Here is a 19,827-nt window from a genome sequence, read left to right as displayed (position 1 = left end):
TCAGAAGTCGATGTCGCCTGTTCCTTCCACAAAGGCGAAGAAGGCGGCGAGCGCCTGCTCACGGTAGCGGTCGGCCTCCTGCAGCAGTTCGTGGCGCGCGCCATCGATCGTCAGCAGCGAACCGCTGCGCAGGTGGCGCGCATAGGTTTCGATGGCGCTGTTGGAAACGACGCGGTCGCTCCCGGCTGCGAGTATCAGCGAGGGGATGTGCAGCCTGGCCATGAAGTCCGGATCCGTCACCTGCTCGACCGCGCGGAACATGGCACGCGTCCAGGCCACTGTCGGGCCATTGATGGCAAGCCCCGGCGAGGTCGTCACCGTCGCGCGGTTGCGGTTGAAGCGCTCCGGGTCGGAGCTCAGCGCCGCGGGTGAGAAATCCGGTGTCTTCAGCCGGTTGCGCCGGCCCGGCATATACATTTTTCCAAGCCCGATCGCGTAGAGAAACCGGGCGAGGCGCGCCACCCAGGTCGTTGTGGCCGGCGAGCCGGCAAGGCCAAGCAGTGGCGCGCAAAGCACCATGCGGCGCACACGGTTGGTGAGGCTAGGGGAGGCCAGAAGCGCAATCAGCACGCCCGTTGAGTGGGCAAGGATATAATAGGGGCCCCGACAGTCCGGCAGAACGACCTGCTCAAACAGCGTGTCCAGATCGCGCACATAGTCATCGAAACTCTCCACATAGCCGCGATTGGCATTCGCCAGAAGCCGCTCGGAGCCACCCTGCCCACGCCAGTCGAGGATCGCCGATCCATAACCGCGTCGTGCGAGATCGTCGGCCGTTTCAAAATACTTTTCGATGTATTCGTTGCGGCCTGGAAGCAGCACCACCGTGCCGCGTTTTGTCTCGCCCCGGCCCGGCACGCGCGCGTAGCGGATCGAAATCCCGTCACTCGTCTGCAACAGGCCTGCTTCAATCCCGTCTGGCGCGGGATTCTCCGGAACGGCGATAAGCAGGTCATCCATGCGGAATCATTGGCCTCAAGAGCATGGTTGAGGGGTGACGGAAGATGATATTCCTATGGATTGATAGAGCCGGGTGGGCTGAAAGGCAAGAAACGGAAAGGTTCTGGGAGATCGAATGCCGGAAGCGACGTCATGCCGCTTCCGGCGTTCCGCACCGGTGGAAGGGACGTTACATCCGGTGCTTTACCCGGTGGCAACACAGGGCTGCCAATCAGGTAGAGCCACCCTAGCGGGGCCAAGCTGAACGGTTTCCGAGTGCTCCGTTCATCCGCCGTTCATCTGGATCGGTCGGGCTCTTGAACCGGATTTTTGATGTCCCCATATATTTTCTGCGGCCGCCAGAACGGGGTCGCTGGCCTCTCGGAAACGCCCATAAGCGGGTTTCGGAACATGGCCATAACGCAATGTTGCTCAACAGGAGAACAGACCATGCGTCACGTAGATTTTTCGCCTCTTTATCGTTCCACCGTCGGCTTCGACCGGCTTTTCTCGATGCTTGATACGCTCGGTCAGCCGGACAATGGCCAGACTTACCCGCCCTACAACATCGAGCGCACGGGTGAAGATGCCTATCGCATCTCGATGGCTGTCGCCGGGTTTGGCGAAGAGGACATTTCCATCGAGGCCCATCGCAACGTGCTCACCGTCAAGGGCGAAAAGAGTGCCGAGCAGAAGGGCGAGAGCGAACTGCTTTATCGCGGCATCGCCTCGCGCAGCTTCGAGCGCCGTTTCCAGCTTGCCGATCATGTCGAGGTGACGGGCGCCAATCTTGAGAACGGCCTTCTGCACATTGATCTCACGCGCAACATCCCCGAGGAGATGAAGCCGCGCCGCATTCCCATCGCCTCGGTGAAGGATGCGAAGGAGATTGAGGCCAAGGCCCACTAGAGCAATTCCAGGAAAAGTGGCTGCCAGTTTTCCGTCCGGAATTGCGTAAAAACAATAAGATAGAGCGCTTTTACGATTCGATGAAAAGTGGAAGCGCTCTAAATCGCCGGCGTCCATTCGGACGCACAAGGGACGATCTAAACTAATGATGGAGCATCGGAGTAATCCGAAAACCGCATTCCGCGTTTCGGCCCGATGCTCGAAACCAGAGAAATGCTCATCGAGTATTGGCGGCGCCCTTGTGGCGCCGCTTCTGGTTCAGCTGTCTGAAATCGTGCGGCGGCGTGAAAGAAGCGCGTCGAGCGAGATCAACCCCGCGCCTTTGACCACGAGATAGAGAAGCAGGAACACCCAGAGCGTGCGCTGGTCCCAGATCAGTCCGTCCGAGAACCGGTCGAACCAGGCTCCCGCCGTCTCCGAACCCACATTGTGCACGGCGATGTCCACATAGGACTGGACGAGCACGAAACCGATCATGCCGAGCGCAGCAATGCGGGTGAAGAGGCCGATCACGATCAGCAATGGCAACACGAACTCGGAATATGTCCCCATCCAGACAACGAACCCCCATGGAATGAAAGACACGGCCGAAACGTTGCCCCCTGCCGCTTCCACCGCCGGCAGTGCGATCTGGTAGTAGGCGCCGTCAGCGACGTGAAAGAAGCCGAAGAAGCCATCTCCGACCTTGGTTCGTGCCGAGTTCAGGAAGTAGAAATAGAGAACGGCGAAGAAGGAGAAACGGGCTGCAAAGCCCAGAAACCAGCCGTCGAGCATCCGCTCCACGGTTGAGAAGACACGCGCATGGAGCGCCTCGATTGTCTGAAACACGGCCATCAGTCCTTTTCGTCGATATCGTTGCCGGCGCGGCAGCCTTCAAACGCGCCGCTTTCAATGGTCAGGGCGATCGCCGCCTGGAGATCGAAGTCCGGCTGGCTCTCAAGTGCCAGGCCTGCGGCGTTTTGCAGGGGCGCTCCCTGGCTTAAGGTCTTGAGGAACAGAAACTGGCCGCGGTCGAGCCTTCGCACCTCCACGTTCAGAGATGGTCGCGTCACAAGGGCAGCTTCGGCAATGCCGGCATTGATGCGCTCGGGCATCGGGCCTTCCCGGTGCGCGATGAAAATCGTGTAGACCGCATAGTCTGAAGAGACGAGGCGTGCGGCCGGATGCGGCGTGAAGAGCGCTGTCGCCAGCGCCTCGGGCGGCAACGCGCCGAGATCGTCGGCAGTGAGCGGCGTCCGGTCAGCTGCATGATAGGCGTCGAGCCAGGCGCGTTCTAGCCGCGCGACGTCAGGCAGGTATTTCAGATGCCGGATCGGTGCGAAACCGGCGAGAAAATCCGCGAAATCATGCCCATACTCGAAGACGAGCCGCGAGCGCGGCGGATGCGCGCGCAGGAAATCGCGCGCGATCATTCGAAAATTCTCCTCCCCCAGGATTCGCGCCACCGCCGGGAAGATTTCGGTGAGCGCCGCGACGAGGCTGTGGGTGACATTGTTGCGGTAGACGTTGAAGCGTTTATCCGCCGCCTTGCCGTGCGGGCCGGTCACGCCCCGCGGTGTCGCACGCTCCGGATCGAGAAGCACCGAACCGAACGCGTCATCGTAAGCGGTGGACGCATTGGCCGCCACGAGGTCAGGAGTGGAGCGCATGGCGTTTCACGTCTTGCTGATGGCCACGATAGCGGTCGAGAATGCGTTCGGCGGCAATGGCTTCCGAGCGCAGGACCGGCCAGTCGGGAACCTCCGAATCCCATTCGACAAGGGTATCGATCGGCCCGCACGCCTTGATAACCGTCTCGTAGAGGCTCCACACGGGGTCGGCGACGGGCCGGTCATGGCTGTCGATCAACAGCGGCGCGCCCTCGTCATCCTCCTGCTCGTCATGGCCGGCTAGGTGGATCTCGCCCACATGCTCCAGCGGGAAATCGGCCAGGTATCCCGTGGCGCTGAAGCCGTGATTGGTTGCGGAGACGAACACATTGTTGATGTCGAGCAGCAGGCCGCAGCCCGTGCGCTTCACGATTTCACGCAGGAAATCGGTTTCCTTCCAGACAGATTCGGAAAAAAGAACATAGGTGGACGGGTTTTCAAGCAGGATCGGTCCGCCGATTGCTTCCTGCACCTGGTCAATATGCTCGCACACGCGCGCCAGCGTCTCGTCGGTATAGGGCAGGGGCAGGAGGTCGTTGAAAAACACATCGTCATGGGTCGACCAGGCGAGATGTTCCGACACCCTGAAGGGTTCGTATCGCTCGACGAGGCCGGCAAAACGGGCGAGGTGTTCGGGATCGAGCGGGTTCATTCCGCCGATGGACATGCACACGCCGTGCAGGGAAACGGGCAGCATGTTGCGGATTTCGGTCAGGGCGGCGTGCGGCGGTCCGCCCGCGCCCATATAGTTTTCCGCATGCACTTCCACGAAGCCGACCGAAGTTGGTGCTGCTGCGATTGCATCGAAATGCTGCGGTTTGAAACTCGCGCCGGCCCTGCCGGCGGGAGTGAATGCCGGGAGGCGGTTCTGGTTTGCGGAGTGAATTGCGAATTCGCGTGCCATCAGGCGCCTCCCGGCGATTCAGATCAATGCGGTGTCAGGTCGATCAGGACGGCAGATCGCGATCAAGCGGCTCAAGCGAGCCCATGCGTTCGCCGGGCAGTTCCATCGTGGTGCAGGTGCCTGCATCCACATAGGTCCAGGCGTTGCCCTGGTAATCGACCTTCGACGTGCCGGCGCAGGTGGTGCCGGGGCCGGCAGCGCAATCGTTCTTGCCGGCCATGGAAACACCATAGCACTTTTCTTTTTCCTGTGCCTGGGCAGCCGTGGTTGTGGCGAGGGTGCCCGCCGACAGGGCGGCAGCGACTGTGCCGGCAATATATGCGGCGGTGAGTGCGGTTTTCGTGGACATGAAATGATCTCCTCTAGAGGTCGTGTCGAAGCCGGATTTCAGCTCCGGCAGGACCCGTTTTTTCAGAGGGACAGTTCACTTGGAAATCAAGCGCGCGCGAGCCACCATCACATGGGCGTGAGGCGGTGTTTATCGCGCGCGCCTTCCGCTCAGCCGTTCAGGGCCTGCCTGAACGCTTCGATCTCGGACCGCTCCGTGGCAAAGCTGGTCACAAACCGATGAAGTACCTCTCCTGTGCCGACCTCGTCGGTAAAGGACAGAGGGTGCTTCCACGGGTAGAATTTCGCGCCCGCGGCCTGCAGTGTCTTTGCCTTCTCGGCAGTCATCAGTGCAAACACCTCATTTGCCTGTGGCTGCCAGGCGAGGCGTGTGCCGTCGGTGGCCGAAATGGCAGATGCGAGGTCTGCAGCCATGGCGTTGGCGTGCTGCGCCGTCTTTAGCCATAAGTCGTTCCGGAAATACGCTTCGAACTGTGCGGCGATGAAGCGCGATTTGGAAAAGAGCTGCGCGGCGCGCTTGCGCAGGAAGTGCATCTGCCCGACCTTTGCCGGGTCGAGCACCACAATGGCCTCCGCGCACCAGCAGCCATTCTTGGTCCCGCCGAAGGAGACGATGTCGACGCCGCGCTTCCAGGTCATCTCTGCCGGTGTGGTTTCAAGCGCCACCAGGGCGTTGGCAAAGCGCGCGCCGTCGAGGTGCAACGGAATATCGGACTCGCGGCAGATGCCGGCGATCGTCTCGATTTCGTCAAGGGAGTAAAGCGTGCCGATCTCGGTTGCCTGTGTGATGGAGGCGGCCATGGGTTGTCCTGCATGCACGAACTCGGCCGGATGCGCGCGGATCGCCGCGTCGAGCGCGTTCGGGTCCATGCGCCCCAGCGGGCCTGCAACACCCTTAAGGCGCGCGCCTCCGGTCAGATATTCCGGAGCGCCGCCTTCGTCATCGATCGCATGGGCTTCTGCATGGCAGAACGCAACGCCGCCGGGTTTGGCAGCCCACGCAAGCGACAGGCTGTTTGCTGCCGTTCCCGTGCCGACGAAGAACACCGCCACGTCGCGTTCGAAAACATCGCAGAAGATTCGCTCGACCTGCCTGTCCAGATCGCCGGTACCGTAAGCCGATGCGTAGCCGCCTGCATTGTTTGTAAGCGCTTCGGCGATTTGCGGATGGGCGCCGGCCCAGTTGTCTGACGCGAAATTCATGCAGTCGATCTCTCTTTTGACCTTAAAATAAGCAGTGGCGGCGCGACATTGCGCGCTTCACCCCATCGTATCAAGCCCCGGGGATGAGATGTTGCGGTCATTCTTTTGCTTTGCAGGATGATCTGCGGTGATGATGGATAATTTCGACAATACTTGCAGTTTGGGAATTTTCTTTCGCTTTTTGCGCAAAAAATTTGCATTTCCGTCTTGTCTGGTGTTGGTATTTCTGGCATTTCAGCGATTAGGACAGCAATCCTGTCTTATTACGTGCAGGTCATGTTACGGTGCATTGCAAACGCCTCCCCGGGTCGTGGTAATGTAGCGATGATCGGCGTGACAAAGGCGGTCCGGCAATGACCGGAGCAGAATCCACAGGCAGGAATGCCCCGCCCAATAACAAGAAAATGCGCCGGAGCGGACCGGTAGCGTTCCTCCGGCTTCTAAATGGAAATGCCGTGCATGCACCCCGGATGGCCGTTAGGGCAGCCCGGCGACTGAACGACCGCCCAGTGAGGAGAGGCTCTGGGCAACAATTGTGAGGAATTGCGATGACGGAAATGACGCCATCTGTTTCGACCAGGTTCGAACCTGCCGCCGAGGCCGGAACGGCCACCGTCAAACGCACAGCGAAGACAACCGTGCCCGGCCTGCCGGCCGCACAGGGGCTTTACGACCCGCGCAACGAACACGATGCCTGCGGGGTCGGCTTTGTCGCGCATATGAAGGGCAAGCGTTCGCACAGCATTGTTCAGGACGGGCTTGCGATGCTCGAAAACCTCACCCATCGCGGTGCCGTGGGGGCTGACCCGCTCGTGGGTGACGGTGCGGGCATGTTGATGCAGATTCCCGACCGTTTCTATCGTGAAGAGTGGGCGGAGCGTGGTGTCGAGCTTCCCGAGCCTGGCCATTATGGCGTCGGTCATTTCTTCATGCCGCGTGATGGCGCTCTGCGCGAGAAGATCGATACGATCATCGCCGACGTGGTGCGCTCGGAAGGCCAGGAGCTGATCGGTTTCCGTGAAGTCCCGGTCGACAATTCGTGTCTCTCGAGGGCGCCCGAGATCGTTGCCTCGGAGCCGGTCCACCGGCAGATTTTCATCGCGCGCGGGGCGGGCATCCAGAATGAAGAGGATTTCGAGCGGCGGCTCTACATCCTGCGCAAGGTGATTTCGGGCCGTGTGCGCGAAGAGCTGGAAGGCGGTACGCATGGTTTCTACACCGTCTCCTTGTCGGCGCGCACCATTGTCTACAAGGGCATGTTCCTCGCTTATCAGCTCGGCGCCTATTATAAAGACCTGAAGGATCCGCGTTTCGAGACGGCGCTGGCGCTGGTCCACCAGCGCTTCTCCACCAACACGTTCCCCTCCTGGGAACTCGCGCATCCCTATCGCATGGTCGCCCACAATGGCGAGATCAACACCGTGCGCGGCAACGTCAACTGGATGGCGGCGCGGCAGGCCTCGGTGGATTCGGAGCTTTTCGGCAACGACATTTCCAAGCTCTGGCCCATTTCCTATGAGGGCCAGTCCGACACGGCCTGTTTCGACAACGCACTCGAATTCCTGTTCCAGGGCGGTTATTCGCTCGTCCATTCCATGATGATGCTGATCCCGGAAGCCTGGGCCGGCAACCGTCTGATGAGCGACGAGCGCAAGGCGTTCTACGAATATCACGCCGCATTAATGGAGCCGTGGGATGGTCCCGCCGCCGTGGCGTTCACTGACGGTGTCCAGATCGGCGCCACGCTCGACCGCAACGGCCTGCGCCCGGCGCGCTATGTCGTCACCGACGATGACCGCGTCATCATGGCGTCGGAAGCCGGTGCGCTGGTGGTGCCGGAGGAGAAGATCGTCAGCAAATGGCGTCTCCAGCCAGGCCGCATGCTCCTGATCGACATGGAAGAGGGCCGCATCATCTCGGACGAGGATGTGAAAGCGGCAATTGCCACCAAGCATCCGTTCAAGAAGTGGCTCGACAACACCCAGCTCATTCTTGAGGATCTGAAGCCGGTGGAGCCGCGCGCCCTGCGCAAGGATGTTTCCCCGCTCGATCTGCGGCAGGCCTTCGGCTACACGCAGGAAGACACGAAGATGCTGATGGCGCCCATGGCCACGACCGGCCAGGAGGGCATCGGATCCATGGGCACCGACACGCCGATCTCGGCCATGTCCGACAAGCCCAAGCTGCTCTACACCTATTTCAAGCAGAACTTTGCGCAGGTCACCAACCCGCCGATCGATCCGATCCGCGAAGAACTGGTGATGAGCCTCGTCTCCTTCATCGGCCCGCGCCCCAACATCTTCGATCTGGTCGGCTCTTCACGCCGCAAGCGGCTTGAGGTGCGCCAGCCCATCCTCACCAATGGGGATCTGGAAAAGATCCGCTCCATCGGCCACACCGAGGACCGGTTCGACACCAAGACCATCGACGTCACCTATGCGTCGGGCGAGGGGGCAGCCGGCATGCGCGGCGCGCTGGAGCGCGTGTGCGACCGGGCCGAGGCTGCCGTTGCCGGCGGTTACAACATCATCATCCTGTCCGACCGTCAGATCGGCCCGGACCGCATCGCCATTCCGATGCTGCTTGCCACCGCCGCCGTCCACCATCACCTGATCCGCAAGGGGCTGCGCACCGCCGTCGGCCTCGTGGTCGAATCCGGCGAGCCGCGCGAGGTGCATCATTTCTGCTGTCTCGCCGGCTATGGCGCCGAGGCGATCAACCCCTATCTCGCCTTCGACACACTGCTTGCCATGCACAAGGCCGGTGAGTTTCCGCCGGAGGTAGACCCGCAGGAGGTCGTCCACCGCTACATCAAGGCCATCGGCAAGGGCATTCTGAAGGTCATGTCCAAGATGGGCATCTCCACCTATCAGTCCTATTGCGGTGCGCAGATTTTCGATGCCGTGGGCCTCGAAAGCGATTTCATCGAACACTATTTCACCAACACCGCCACCACGATCGAAGGTGTCGGTCTGGAGGAGATCGCTGCCGAAACGGCAGGTCGCCATGCTTCGGCCTTCGGTTCCGATCCGGTGCTGAAGAACGCGCTCGAAGTGGGTGGCGAATACAATTACCGCATGCGCGGCGAATCCCACATCTGGTCGCCCGATGCCGTCGCCTCCCTCCAGCATGCCGTGCGCGGCAAGTCCTTCGAGACCTATCGCGATTTCGCAAAAATGGTCGATGGCGAGGCGGCAGACGCCAAGTCCATTCGCGGCCTCTTCGCGGTCAAGACGGCAGGAGATGCCGGTCGCAAGCCTGTCCCGCTGGATGAAGTCGAGCCGGCGTCCGAGATCGTCAAGCGGTTTTCCACCGGCGCCATGTCCTTCGGTTCCATCAGCCGCGAGGCGCATACCACTCTGGCGCGCGCCATGAATGCGCTGGGTGGCAAGTCCAATACGGGCGAGGGCGGCGAGGAGCCGGACCGCTACATGCCCATGCCCGACGGCACGATGAACCCCGAGCGTTCCGCCATCAAGCAGATCGCCAGTGGCCGCTTTGGCGTCACCACGGAATATCTCGTCAATTCCGATATGATGCAGATCAAGGTGGCGCAGGGCGCAAAGCCCGGCGAGGGCGGTCAGCTTCCCGGCCACAAGGTCGACGCCACCATCGCCAAGGTGCGCCACTCCACGCCGGGCGTCGGCCTCATTTCGCCGCCGCCGCATCATGACATCTATTCCATCGAGGATCTGGCGCAGCTCATCTACGATCTGAAAAACGTCAACCCGGATGCGGATGTCTCCGTCAAGCTCGTCTCCGAGGTTGGCGTGGGCACGGTCGCGGCCGGCGTTGCCAAGGCGCGCGCCGATCACATCACCATTTCGGGCTATGATGGCGGCACGGGCGCTTCCCCGCTCACCTCCATCAAGCATGCAGGCAGCCCGTGGGAAATGGGCCTTGCCGAGACGCATCAGACCCTGGTGCTCAACGGCCTGCGTTCGCGCGTCGCGCTGCAGGTTGATGGCGGGCTGAAAACCGGCCGCGACGTCATCATCGGCGCGCTGCTCGGTGCCGATGAATATGGCTTCTCAACCGCACCGCTCATTGCCGCCGGCTGCATCATGATGCGCAAGTGTCACCTCAACACCTGCCCCGTCGGCGTGGCCACGCAGGATCCGGTGCTGCGCAAGCGCTTCAAGGGCACGCCCGAGCATGTGATCAACTACTTCTTCTACGTCGCGGAAGAGGTGCGCCAGTATCTGGCCGAGATGGGCTACACCAGTCTCGACGACATTATCGGCCAGTCGGATCTGCTTGAGAAGAACGCGATGATCGAGCACTGGAAGGCGCGTGGTCTCGATTTTACAAAAGTCTTCTACAAGCCCGACGCCTCGCGCGAAGCAGTGCGCTGGACGGAACGTCAGGTCCATCCGATTGACGACATTCTCGACCGCAAGCTGATCGAGGCGGCAAAGCCCGCGCTTGAAAGCCGCGAAAAGGTGTCGCTCGATTTCCCGATCTGCAACACCGACCGGTCCGCCGGTGCGATGCTGTCGGGGGCGGTGGCCAAGCGCTACGGCCAGAAGGGCCTGAAGGACAACACGATCGATGTGCGCCTCACGGGCACGGCCGGTCAGTCCTTCGGCGCGTTTCTGGCACGCGGCGTCACCTTCACGCTTCATGGCGATGCCAACGACTATGTCGGCAAGGGCCTTTCGGGCGGGCGCATCGTCATTCGTCCGACGGACGATTCGAAGATTGTCGCGGAAGAGTCCATCATCGTCGGCAACACCGTGCTTTACGGCGCCACCGAGGGCGAGTGTTATTTCCGGGGCGTTGCGGGCGAGCGTTTTGCGGTTCGTAATTCGGGTGCCGTTGCGGTGGTCGAAGGCGTGGGCGATCATGGCTGCGAATACATGACCGGTGGCGTTGTCGTCGTGCTCGGCCAGACAGGCCGCAACTTCGCGGCCGGCATGTCGGGCGGCGTCGCCTATGTGCTGGACGAGGCTGGCGATTTTGCTGAGCGCTGCAACATGGCCATGGTCGAGCTGGATCCGGTGCCGGAGGAAGACGACATCCTCGAAAAGCTGCACCACCACGGCGGTGACCTCATGCATAAGGGACGTGTCGACGTGTCCGGCGACATGACCCGGCACGATGAGGAGCGTCTGGCGCAGCTCATCTCCAACCATCTCCACTACACGGGCTCTGAGCGGGCGCGCACCATTCTGGACAACTGGGCGGACTATCGGCCCAAATTCCGCAAGGTGATGCCGGTCGAGTACCGCCGTGCGCTTGAGGAGATGGAACGCATGAAACTGGGGCTGGCGGCGGAATAGCCGCCGTCCTTGGGAGAGAATGCGATGGAGATCTTTGGTGATCAGAACTCGGGCAATTGCCTGAAGGTCAAGTACACGGCGGATCATCTCGGGCTCGCCTATCGCTGGCGCGAGCTTGACATCATGGCGGGCGAGAGCCGCACCGAGGCCTTCCTCGCCATGTCGCCCTTCGGGCAGGTGCCGGTGGTGCGGTTTGATGATGGTCGCACACTCGGGCAGTCCGGCGCGATCATGCGCTATCTGGCGCGGGGCAGCGCGCTCCTGCCGGATGACGCGTTCGCCGCGGCGGAAATGGATCAGTGGATGTTCTGGGAGCAGAATTTCCACGAGCCCAATGTGGCAGGCGCGCGCTTTCATGTGGTCTACCGCAGGGAGCCGGTGGAGACGCGTGATCCTGACAAGGTCGAGCGGGGCGAGGCCGCGCTCGATTTCATGGATGATGCTCTGAAGACGCGTGACTTCTTTGTCGGTGATGCGCTCTCCATCGCCGACATCGCGCTTCTGGGCTACACGCGGCTTGCCCCTCAGGGCGGATTTGAACTCGACGGGCGCAGGGCGCTCACCCGCTGGATTGCACGGTGCGAGGAAGTCCTCGGACTTTCGGCACTACAGTAGAATAACGGGGTTTACTCGATGGGTAAGGTTACAGGTTTTCTCGAAATCGACCGGCAGGTCCACAAATATCAGCCGGCATCCGACCGTATTCGCCATTTCCGCGAATTCACGCTGCCCATGTCGGACAAGGAAGTCGAGAAACAGGCCGCGCGCTGCATGGATTGCGGCATTCCCTATTGCCATGGGCCGACAGGCTGTCCGGTTCACAACCAGATCCCGGACTGGAACGACCTTGTCTACAATGGCGACTGGGACGAGGCGATCCGCAACCTGCATTCCACAAACAATTTCCCCGAATGGACGGGCCGCATCTGCCCCGCGCCCTGCGAGGAAGCCTGCACACTCAATCTTGAAGACATTCCCGTTGCCATCAAGACGGTCGAGCAGGCCATTGCCGACAAGGCCTATGAGTCGGGCTTCGTGCGGCCCTATCCGCCCGAGCACAAGACCGGCAAGAGCGTGGCCATCATCGGTTCGGGGCCCGCGGGCATGGCGGCTGCCCAGCAGCTTGGCCGTGCGGGCCATCAGGTGCATGTCTATGAGCGCGAGAGCAGGCCGGGCGGGCTGATGCGCTATGGCATTCCCGATTTCAAGATCGAGAAGCATTACATCGACCGCCGCGTCGAGCAGATGCAGGGCGAGGGCGTCACCTTCCATTGCGGCGTGAATGTCGGTGTCGACAAGCCGGTCGAGGAGCTCCTTTCCGAATATGATGCCGTTTTGTATTGCGGCGGTTCGGAGCGCCCGCGTCCTGCCGGTATTCCTGGTGCCGACCTCGAAGGTGTGCACGATGCAATGCCCTATCTGGTTCAGCAGAACAGGCGTGTGGGCGGCGAGGACATCCAGTCCGTTGCCTGGGCTTCCGATCCCATCCTCGCCGGCGGTAAGCATGTGGTGGTGGTGGGTGGCGGCGACACCGCGTCCGACTGCGTGGGCACGGCGTTCCGTCAGGGAGCGGTGCGCGTTACCCAGCTCGACATTCGTCCGCGCCCGCCGGAAAAGGAAGACAAGCTCGCTGTCTGGCCCTATTGGGCAACGAAGATGCGCACCTCATCCTCGCAGGCCGAAGGTGCGGAGCGCGAGTTTCAGGTCGCAACGCTCGAGTTCATCGGCGAGGACGGTGTTCTGACCGGCGTGAAGTGCTGCCAGGTCGACGAGAAGAGAAAGCCGGTTGCCGGGACCGAGTTCGTCATTCGTGCGGACCTCGCTTTCATTGCCATTGGCTTCTCCGGTCCGGCGGAAACGGGTGTTCTGTCGGAATTCGGAGATCGTCTGAAAACCGATGTGGATCGCCGCAACTCGGTCAACGTCAACGCCAATGACCGGGACTACAAGACCAGTGTCGACCGCCTGTTCACCGCAGGCGATGTCCGCCGTGGTCAGTCTCTGGTGGTCTGGGCGATCCGCGAGGGGCGTCAGGCGGCACGGGCGATTGACGAATTCCTCATGGGAAGTTCCGTCCTGCCGCGTTGAGCCGTCTCAGCGCGTGTTGAAATCAGGGCGTCGCCTGGGCCGGAGGGCCAGGCGGCGTTTCGCTTTTCGGAGTCGCGTTCGTGCGCAGGGAGAAATTGTCAGCACGACCGGGCTGGGCAACAGGTTCCGGAGTGGCCCCGTCGCTTTGACCGCGCTCCTGACGTGCGATCGGTTTCACCACAGCGCCCATCAGTTCCAGCCCGCCGTCGAGCGCGGGGTCGGAAAGGGAGATCGGCATGGTCCGGTTCACCGGTGAGGGGTTCTCGGGGTGCAGCACGAGCACCGGGAGGCTCTCCATGCCAAGCTCGCCGATGTCCGGAGACACGGCCTCGCCGAGCAGTTTGTTGAGTGGCTTCTCTACGTAAAAGGCCACCTTGCGCTTTCCTGAGCGTGTCAGGTTGATGCCATCGCTGCCGCGCAGGCGCACCGGCTGCCCGTTCATGTCCGGGCCGGTGAAGATAAAACCGCCGTTTTCGTCCACGAAGCCGTCCCAGATATCCACGAACGAACCGTCGACCGCCTCGACCGCGGTCTTGTAGATGTCGTTGAAGGCGAGCATGTCCGAAGACATGCTTGATGATTTGAACGACGGCAGTCCGCTCCAGATGAGCGGGATTTGCTTTTCTTCCAGCGCCGCGGCAAAAGTCTCGACTCTTTGCGTGTACTCCACGAGCCAGGCTTCTGAGCGTGGTGCTTCGCGTTTGCCGTCGACGACGAGCTGCTGGCGGTCGTTGGAGCCGATCATCATGACAACGACAGTGGGGGATACTTCCTCCAGTATGCCCGCAATCTCGCCGTTCCAGTCGTAATAGTCGTCACGCACGAAGCCTGACGATCCATTGCTGCGGTTCACGACACGGACGCCGGGCGATTCCGCATAGGCTGAACTCAGCCCTTCTGCGAGACCTCCGGCGAGGAAGTCGCCGAGAACGAGAACGACACGGGCATTCTCAAGCTTTTCGACTTCCGGCGGCGGTGGAGGTTGGGGGGCCGCGCTGCGGGTGGCCGAGCGGCGGCGTTGTGTGCCCTGCTGCTTTCGTGGGGCAGAGCGCTGGCGCGTTGCCGGGCGTTCCGGCTGGCGCTGGCGCAGTGCTCCTCCGAAAAGGAGATCGAACAGGCCACGTCGTTGCTCCCGCCGGTATTCCTGCGCTTCTGCTGTGGAAGGAATGGCAGTTGCCGCAGGCATGGCCAGACTGAAGGCGACAACGGCAAGCGCGATGCACTTGCCGCTGCCGTCAGAATTTTTGGTCCGGTTGGCCTTCATGCCCCGCGTTCCGTGCTCCCGGTTCAGTTTCCGCGCAGGCGTCGCAGGACTTCCTTGCCGGGATGGCCGTCCTGCTGCATGCCGCTGCGTGCCTGGAAGGCGCGAATGGCGGCACGTGAGCCTGACCCAATCTTGCCATCGATCGGCCCGTCATAATAGCCAAGCGCGCCGAGACGTTTTTGCAGTTCCTCCGTTTCGGTATAGCTCAGTCGTTCGAACGGGCGGTTCCAGTCACGCACCAGCCCGCCATATCCGGCGATCTGATCGGCGAGCAATCCGACCGCGAGAGCGTATTTGTCGGAGTTGTTGTAGCGCTTGATGACCTGAAAATTCTTGGTCACCAGGAAGGACGGTCCCTCCCGGCCGTCCGGCACTTTCAGCTCGGCGCTGTCGCTTGGGCGGGGGAATGGCTTGCCATTGGCGCGCACCACGCCAATCGACTGCCAGCGGCTGAGTGACATGTTGCCACCGGGAAACTTGCGTCCGCCGGGCAGGGCAGCCGTCTCGTAGCCCCAGGTCTCGCCTGCGCGCCATCCGTTGCGGCGGAGAAGATTGGCTGCCGTCGCAAGCGCGTCGGGGATTGAGGTCCAGATGTCGCGGCGGCCATTACCGTCCATATCGACTGCGTAGGCCTGATAGCTGGTCGGGATGAACTGGGTGTGCCCCATCGCGCCCGCCCACGAGCCGGTAAGATGGCCGACGTCGATGTCGCCGGTCTGGAGAATCTTCAATGCGGCGATCAATTGCTGGCGGGCGAATTTCGCGCGCCGCTTGTCTGCGTAGGCGAGTGTGGCGAGAGAACGCGGTACGCTGCGCATGATGCGTTCGTTCTTGAGCACTTCGCCATAATTCGATTCGACCGACCAGATGGCGAGCAGAACGTAGCGGCTTACGCCAAACTGGCTTTCAATGCGGTCGAGCCACGGCTTCCACTGACGGGCAAGCTGGCGACCGCGCTGAATTGCGTCTTCCTGCACACGGTTGTCGAAATACTCCCAGGGCTCGGCGCGGAACTCGGGCTGATAGCGTGCTTTCTCAAGCACTTCGGGGTCGGGTGCGGTGATGCCGCGGAAGGCGCGGTCATAGGTGGCGCCGGATACCCCGTTTTGAATGGCCACGCCGCGGAACTGCTGAACCCAGCGCTGGAAGCCCGCATCGGCGCTGGCCTGTTGAAGGGTTACGGTGTAGGCGACCACGAAAGAAGCGATCAATGTCGCGACGAGGTTTCGTGGGGGCAAGCGGAACAACATCACGATCTCCGTTACAGGTACTCCAGCGCATCCATGACAGGTCCCGGTTAGAAAAACGTTTACCATGCTGTTAATGTCCGTGATGATCCTTCCGGGGAACTTGTCACGATATACGCGCATTCATTCAGGAAACATCAATCCGGCGTTGCTATGGCGTCGCCATATCCCTTTCTAGCAACCTTTTCGGGGGCCTATTTCTAATGACGAAACTTCGCAAAGCGGTATTTCCTGTCGCTGGTCTCGGAACACGTTTTCTTCCGGCCACCAAGGCAATTCCCAAGGAAATGCTGACGGTCGTCGACAAACCGGTGATTCAGTATGTGGTCGACGAGGCACGCGAAGCCGGTATCGAGCACTTCATCTTCGTGACGGGACGCAACAAGGCTGTCATCGAGGATCACTTCGACATTCAGGTGGAACTTTACGATACATTGGAACGCCGCGGCAAGAACGAGGTTCTGCAACGCCTGCACGGTATGCAGCCGCAGCCGGGGCAGACGAGTTTCACCCGCCAGCAGGAACCGCTCGGTCTTGGCCATGCGGTCTGGTGTGCGCGCGAACTGGTCGGCAATGAGCCGTTTGCCCTTCTTTTGCCTGACATGATCATGCAGGCCCCGAAGGGGTGTCTGTCGCAGATGGTGGAGGTGTTCGAGAAGACCGGCGGCAATGTGGTCTCGGTGGAAGAATGCGAGCCTTCCCAGACCCACAAATACGGTATTGTCGGACGCGGTGACGATGTCGCCGGAGGTTTTGAGATCAATGCGATGGTTGAGAAACCGAAGCCGGAAGATGCACCGTCGAATTTCTACATTAACGGCCGTTATATCCTTCAGTCGGCGATATTCGATCTTCTCGCACAGCAGGAGCGCGGGGCGGGCGGTGAAATCCAGCTTACCGATTCGATGCTGACGCTGATGCGGCGCCAGCCGTTTCACGGCTATCACTTTACCGGCCGCACGTTCGACTGCGGTTCGCCCGAGGGGTTTGTGGAGGCCAATCTTGCCTTCGCGCTCGAGCGCCCCGAACTGCGCGAACATGTGCTGAGGGTTGTCGAGGCTTCGGGCCGAAGCTGATTCAGAATCTTGGGAAAACGCCGCGTTTCGACCTGAAATGACGGCGTTTTCCAGCTTTTCCGGAATTTTGGAGCGAGTTCCCGAAAACGCGTTCTACCGCTGCATTCGGATGCCCATGAACACGCTCGTGGCATCGTAATCACGGCCCGGAAGGCTGCTCGTGCGCTTCTCATAGCGGGCGCGGCCGGTAAGGCCCAGCGTGCGGTTGAGCCACCAGGTCATGCCGGCTTCACCGTTCATCGTCAGGTCGTGCCCGCCGCTCATATAGTCGCGCCAGGAAAGGCCGGCAGCCGCCTCGGCGGTGAGGTTTGCGCGAATTTGACGTTCAAGCCGCAGTGTCCCGGCATACAGGATAGAGCCGCTGTCGCCCGCATCCGTCGTGCCTTCGATTGTGGTGGAGCCATCGAACCGCACATTGGTGCCGCGCTGTGGCGACCAGTTGAGGGCTGCGGCAAGCGCCAGCCCCGAAACCGTGTCCAGGCGCTCGTCGTCAAGGTCCTCGGCAATCCATCCGACGGACGCTTCGCCGGAGAGCTTCTCCTCGATATCGACCATGATACCGGCGCGTGCGGCAAGGCGCGTTGCCGAGCGCTCATAGCCGGCGCTGTCCTGTGTCTCGTCATAGAACCGGCGACCGAACTCGCCCTCGATGAACGGGGTGAGGGCCGGCGAGATGGCATAGCCGGTGCGCAGGCGTAGCGTGGCAAGCGTCGCGTTGCGCTCGTCCTGCGAAAGCGTGCTGCCATCGATCAGCGTGGCATCGCCATATTGCTGACGCGATACCGATCCGGTGGCGCTCAGACGCAGTTTTCCGAAATCCTTCGATAGGCCGAGACTGCCGTCGATGGTGTGACGCAGCGGACGGTCTTCGACGCCCGTGATGATCACGGGGGACGATGCGGATTCGGGGCTTATCGAATAACCCAGGCTGGCGAGCGCCGTGTAATCGCGGGCGAGGTCGAAGCGCAGGGTGCCGTCAATGCCGCCTTCGATGTCCGCGACTTCATCTCCAGAAACTGACTTGCGATAGATGCCATAGGCGTCCACCGTCGCTGCATGCCGCGCCCAGTCGGAAACCGCGTTCAGTCTGAGCGTTGATTGGGAAACAATGGCTTCGCTGCCATTGGTGCTGGAATCGGCATTGGACGTCCAGGTCAGACCCTGTTCCAGCGTGGGGATGACGGTGAAAGTACCGAACCTCAGCCCCAGCGGAGCATAGGGATTTTCGTCTGTGGCCTGAAAGTCGCCTTCGATCGCCCCGGTGCGTGGATTGAGCGCTTCTGCGCGTTCGATCCGTTCAAAACCGGAGTTTTCCTCTTCGTTTTCGGGAATGCCCTGCGTGACGACCGTGTCCAGCGGTGGTTGCACCGGCCGCGTCGGGTCGTTCTGAGCCGTGCGGGCGCGCTCGCGCTCGACGGCGGTGGATGGCGCCCGGGTTGAGCGTTCGTTCTCGGTCTCGGCCGGCTCGGCTGGGCCTGGTGTCGCCGGCTCGTAACGCGGTGACGGAAGCCCGGTTTCAGCCGTGCTCTGGATGGATGATGTGATATCCGTTTCGGAGACGAGACCGCGCAGGCCTTCGGCCTGCTGCGCTTGCGCGGCAGCGGGTGTCAATGCCGTGAGACATGGGGCAATGAGGCACGGGGTAATCAGACACAGGCCGAGTGCGGTCGACCTGTACCATCCGCGTATGCGGGAACCCACTCTGACACCGGGACGAGACATACAGATCCAGACTATCAAGACGCGCCATGATTATGCTTACCGAAATCTAAAGCTCCATGGTTAACGGAAGGTTGAGCCCCGCCGCGTTATCCTCCGTCACTTGCCTGTGAACAATCTGAATGGACAGCAGGTCATCAAGGCGGTAAGGGCAGTGCCATGCTGAAAGACTCTTCCATGAACATCGACCGGAAAAGCGTTGTCGCTTCCGCCGTTCGCACGCTTGAAACGGAACGCGCGGGCCTGAAGGAACTGGCCGAAGCTCTCGACAACGGACTTGCCGACCCCTTCGCGGAGGCGGTGCGCATCATCGCCGGGATCAAGGGACGGCTGATCGTGACCGGCGTCGGCAAGAGCGGCCATATCGGCTCCAAGATCGCCGCCACACTCGCTTCGACGGGAACGCCAGCCTTCTTCGTGCATCCGGCGGAGGCCAATCACGGCGATCTCGGCATGATCGGCGATGACGACGTGATCCTCGCCATGTCATGGTCGGGCGAAACCACGGAATTGCACGGCATCGTCGCCTATGCGCGGCGCTTTGCCATCCCGATCATCGCCATCACGGCAGGCAAATCATCCGCGCTTGCACGGGAGGCCACGGTCGTTCTCGGACTGCCGCGTGCGCCCGAAGCCTGCCCGCACGGGCTCGCACCCACGACGTCGACGGTTCTGCAACTGGTCATCGGCGATGCGCTGGCGGTGGCGCTGCTTGAAGCGCGGGGCTTCACGGCCGATCATTTCCGCACTTTTCATCCTGGCGGCCAGCTCGGCGCGAAACTGACACAGGTGCGCCAGATCATGCATTCGGGCAGTGAACTGCCGCTTGCCAGCAGCGGTGCGCTGATGCGTGAAGCCATTCTGGAAATGACCCAGAAAGGGTTCGGCTGTGTCGGTATTACCGATGCGGACGGTGTGTTGATCGGGATCATCACCGATGGCGATTTGCGCCGCCACATCGACAGCGAGCTTCTTTCCATGACGGTCGATCAGGTGATGACGCGCAATCCGAAAACCATCGGGCCGGAAACACTGGCGGAAAGCGCGCTGCAGGTTGTCAATTCCTCGGCCATCACCACGCTGATGGTGGTTGAAGACGGCAAGCCATGCGGCGTGGTGCATCTGCACGATCTGCTGCGCATCGGCGCTGCCTGATCAGGCGGGAACACATGCTTTGGCCGGTCTGACCGGCCAATTCG

At 61.5% G+C, this 19,827-nt stretch carries 15 protein-coding genes; 6 read left to right on the top strand and 9 right to left on the bottom strand.

Going from position 1 to position 19,827, the window contains the following annotated elements; translation table 11 throughout:
* Complete coding sequence (locus BLW55_RS07150; RefSeq protein ID WP_090327808.1) at nucleotides 1–960, bottom strand: alpha/beta fold hydrolase; 960 nt, start codon at nucleotides 958–960, stop codon at nucleotides 1–3.
* A gap of 429 nt (nucleotides 961–1,389) precedes the next feature.
* Between BLW55_RS07150 and BLW55_RS07145 the strand changes: the two genes are divergently transcribed.
* Complete coding sequence (locus tag BLW55_RS07145; protein ID WP_007008552.1) at nucleotides 1,390–1,848, top strand: Hsp20 family protein; 459 nt, start codon at nucleotides 1,390–1,392, stop codon at nucleotides 1,846–1,848.
* 258 nt (nucleotides 1,849–2,106) lie between these two features.
* Here BLW55_RS07145 and BLW55_RS07140 read toward each other — a convergent pair whose 3' ends face one another.
* The 5 genes from BLW55_RS07140 to BLW55_RS07120 all read right to left on the bottom strand — a co-directional run bounded on the left by BLW55_RS07140 (nucleotide 2,107) and on the right by BLW55_RS07120 (nucleotide 5,952).
* Nucleotides 2,107–2,682, bottom strand: a complete 576-nt coding sequence (locus BLW55_RS07140; protein WP_090327806.1) for a DoxX family protein — start codon at nucleotides 2,680–2,682, stop codon at nucleotides 2,107–2,109.
* Nucleotides 2,682–3,497 carry an HvfC/BufC N-terminal domain-containing protein gene (locus BLW55_RS07135; RefSeq protein ID WP_090327803.1) on the bottom strand — a complete coding sequence of 272 codons (816 nt, stop codon included), beginning with the start codon at nucleotides 3,495–3,497 and terminating at the stop codon, nucleotides 2,682–2,684. The genes BLW55_RS07140 and BLW55_RS07135 overlap by 1 nt, the downstream gene beginning before the upstream one ends.
* Nucleotides 3,481–4,401: an MNIO family bufferin maturase gene (gene bufB, locus BLW55_RS07130; RefSeq protein WP_007008555.1), complete on the bottom strand. Its 921-nt coding sequence runs from the start codon at nucleotides 4,399–4,401 to the stop codon at nucleotides 3,481–3,483. Before bufB ends, BLW55_RS07135 begins: the two co-directional genes overlap by 17 nt.
* A gap of 43 nt (nucleotides 4,402–4,444) precedes the next feature.
* The gene (locus tag BLW55_RS07125) at nucleotides 4,445–4,750 is read right to left on the bottom strand and encodes a BufA1 family periplasmic bufferin-type metallophore (RefSeq protein ID WP_007008556.1); all 306 of its coding nucleotides are present in this window, start codon (nucleotides 4,748–4,750) and stop codon (nucleotides 4,445–4,447) included.
* A gap of 149 nt (nucleotides 4,751–4,899) precedes the next feature.
* Nucleotides 4,900–5,952 (bottom strand): threonine aldolase family protein, encoded by a 1,053-nt coding sequence (locus BLW55_RS07120; protein WP_090327799.1) that lies wholly within the window; start codon nucleotides 5,950–5,952, stop codon nucleotides 4,900–4,902.
* Nucleotides 5,953–6,500: 548 nt separating this feature from the next.
* Here BLW55_RS07120 and gltB point away from each other — a divergent pair.
* From gltB to BLW55_RS07105, 3 genes are read left to right on the top strand one after another with little or no spacing between them, the layout of a single operon-like run.
* Complete coding sequence (gltB, locus tag BLW55_RS07115; protein ID WP_090327796.1) at nucleotides 6,501–11,234, top strand: glutamate synthase large subunit; 4,734 nt, start codon at nucleotides 6,501–6,503, stop codon at nucleotides 11,232–11,234.
* Between the two features lie 24 nt (nucleotides 11,235–11,258).
* A complete protein-coding gene (locus BLW55_RS07110) occupies nucleotides 11,259–11,849 on the top strand; it encodes a glutathione S-transferase family protein (RefSeq protein WP_007008559.1) in 591 nt (196 codons plus the stop codon).
* Nucleotides 11,850–11,867: 18 nt separating this feature from the next.
* The gene (locus BLW55_RS07105) at nucleotides 11,868–13,322 is read left to right on the top strand and encodes a glutamate synthase subunit beta (RefSeq protein WP_007008560.1); all 1,455 of its coding nucleotides are present in this window, start codon (nucleotides 11,868–11,870) and stop codon (nucleotides 13,320–13,322) included.
* Nucleotides 13,323–13,344: 22 nt separating this feature from the next.
* On the opposite strand, the gene BLW55_RS07100 is transcribed toward BLW55_RS07105, so the two are convergent.
* Both BLW55_RS07100 and BLW55_RS07095 read right to left on the bottom strand, forming a co-directional pair.
* Entirely contained in the window at nucleotides 13,345–14,586 is a 1,242-nt protein-coding gene (locus tag BLW55_RS07100) for an SGNH/GDSL hydrolase family protein (protein WP_090327793.1), read from the bottom strand.
* Nucleotides 14,587–14,609: 23 nt separating this feature from the next.
* Complete coding sequence (locus tag BLW55_RS07095; RefSeq protein ID WP_090327791.1) at nucleotides 14,610–15,836, bottom strand: lytic murein transglycosylase; 1,227 nt, start codon at nucleotides 15,834–15,836, stop codon at nucleotides 14,610–14,612.
* 200 nt (nucleotides 15,837–16,036) lie between these two features.
* Here BLW55_RS07095 and galU point away from each other — a divergent pair, with 200 nt between their 5' ends.
* Nucleotides 16,037–16,909, top strand: a complete 873-nt coding sequence (gene galU / locus BLW55_RS07090) for a UTP--glucose-1-phosphate uridylyltransferase GalU (RefSeq protein ID WP_090327788.1) — start codon at nucleotides 16,037–16,039, stop codon at nucleotides 16,907–16,909.
* Between the two features lie 93 nt (nucleotides 16,910–17,002).
* Here galU and BLW55_RS07085 read toward each other — a convergent pair whose 3' ends face one another.
* Nucleotides 17,003–18,610 carry an outer membrane beta-barrel protein gene (locus BLW55_RS07085; protein WP_244509010.1) on the bottom strand — a complete coding sequence of 536 codons (1,608 nt, stop codon included), beginning with the start codon at nucleotides 18,608–18,610 and terminating at the stop codon, nucleotides 17,003–17,005.
* A 177-nt stretch (nucleotides 18,611–18,787) separates the two neighbouring features.
* Between BLW55_RS07085 and BLW55_RS07080 the strand changes: the two genes are divergently transcribed.
* The gene (locus tag BLW55_RS07080; protein WP_007008565.1) at nucleotides 18,788–19,783 is read left to right on the top strand and encodes a KpsF/GutQ family sugar-phosphate isomerase; all 996 of its coding nucleotides are present in this window, start codon (nucleotides 18,788–18,790) and stop codon (nucleotides 19,781–19,783) included.
* Nucleotides 19,784–19,827: the final 44 nt, after the last annotated feature.

Source organism: Nitratireductor aquibiodomus (assembly GCF_900105565.1).
GTDB lineage: Bacteria > Pseudomonadota > Alphaproteobacteria > Rhizobiales > Rhizobiaceae > Nitratireductor > Nitratireductor aquibiodomus.
Note: the sequence above shows the minus strand (reverse complement) of the source record. Positions and strands in the feature narration are given on the sequence as shown.

What these genes read in the sequence shown, in the direction of transcription:
- BLW55_RS07150 (WP_090327808.1), bottom strand. Translation starts at nt 960, where the DNA reads ATGGATGACCTGCTTATCGCCGTTCCGGAGAATCCCGCGCCAGACGGG.
- BLW55_RS07145 (WP_007008552.1), top strand. Translation starts at nt 1,390, where the DNA reads ATGCGTCACGTAGATTTTTCGCCTCTTTATCGTTCCACCGTCGGCTTC.
- BLW55_RS07140 (WP_090327806.1), bottom strand. Translation starts at nt 2,682, where the DNA reads ATGGCCGTGTTTCAGACAATCGAGGCGCTCCATGCGCGTGTCTTCTCA.
- BLW55_RS07135 (WP_090327803.1), bottom strand. Translation starts at nt 3,497, where the DNA reads ATGCGCTCCACTCCTGACCTCGTGGCGGCCAATGCGTCCACCGCTTAC.
- bufB (WP_007008555.1), bottom strand. Translation starts at nt 4,401, where the DNA reads ATGGCACGCGAATTCGCAATTCACTCCGCAAACCAGAACCGCCTCCCG.
- BLW55_RS07125 (WP_007008556.1), bottom strand. Translation starts at nt 4,750, where the DNA reads ATGTCCACGAAAACCGCACTCACCGCCGCATATATTGCCGGCACAGTC.
- BLW55_RS07120 (WP_090327799.1), bottom strand. Translation starts at nt 5,952, where the DNA reads ATGAATTTCGCGTCAGACAACTGGGCCGGCGCCCATCCGCAAATCGCC.
- gltB (WP_090327796.1), top strand. Translation starts at nt 6,501, where the DNA reads ATGACGGAAATGACGCCATCTGTTTCGACCAGGTTCGAACCTGCCGCC.
- BLW55_RS07110 (WP_007008559.1), top strand. Translation starts at nt 11,259, where the DNA reads ATGGAGATCTTTGGTGATCAGAACTCGGGCAATTGCCTGAAGGTCAAG.
- BLW55_RS07105 (WP_007008560.1), top strand. Translation starts at nt 11,868, where the DNA reads ATGGGTAAGGTTACAGGTTTTCTCGAAATCGACCGGCAGGTCCACAAA.
- BLW55_RS07100 (WP_090327793.1), bottom strand. Translation starts at nt 14,586, where the DNA reads ATGAAGGCCAACCGGACCAAAAATTCTGACGGCAGCGGCAAGTGCATC.
- BLW55_RS07095 (WP_090327791.1), bottom strand. Translation starts at nt 15,836, where the DNA reads ATGTTGTTCCGCTTGCCCCCACGAAACCTCGTCGCGACATTGATCGCT.
- galU (WP_090327788.1), top strand. Translation starts at nt 16,037, where the DNA reads ATGACGAAACTTCGCAAAGCGGTATTTCCTGTCGCTGGTCTCGGAACA.
- BLW55_RS07080 (WP_007008565.1), top strand. Translation starts at nt 18,788, where the DNA reads ATGCTGAAAGACTCTTCCATGAACATCGACCGGAAAAGCGTTGTCGCT.